Source organism: Leifsonia sp. SIMBA_070 (genome assembly GCF_046534635.1).
Taxonomy (GTDB): domain Bacteria; phylum Actinomycetota; class Actinomycetes; order Actinomycetales; family Microbacteriaceae; genus Leifsonia.
In genome coordinates this window covers 1-276 of sequence record NZ_JAWRYK010000206.1, presented here as the reverse complement: position 1 = coordinate 276, position 276 = coordinate 1, and the positions used below count along the sequence as shown (strand labels likewise).

Below are 276 nucleotides of genomic sequence, written 5' to 3'. Positions count from 1 at the left end.
GATGACCCCGTACACCAGCCCTGCCTGGGACATCAAGGGCTGCTACATCACCCAGATCTCCGGCGACCCGAACATCTACAGCAAGCACATGATCTTCCCCAAACCCGGTGTCAGGCTCGACAATCCGGAAGACTTCGCATCGATCGGCATGACCGTGACCGGACTGCCGGCACTCAACGCGATCAGAAGTGTCATCGATGCCCGCCCGGGCATCCTCACCAGCGCCGACATGCCGTTGCGCGGCTTCGCCGGCCGCTTCAAACTCTGACCCCATCC

The 276-nt window shown here is 62.0% G+C and carries 1 protein-coding gene; it reads left to right on the top strand.

Annotated features, from left to right (window positions below):
* A partial coding sequence (locus tag SB754_RS20040; protein WP_410784132.1) for a hypothetical protein occupies positions 1 to 268 on the top strand: 268 nt, incomplete at its 5' end.
* Positions 269 to 276 lie beyond the last annotated feature (8 nt).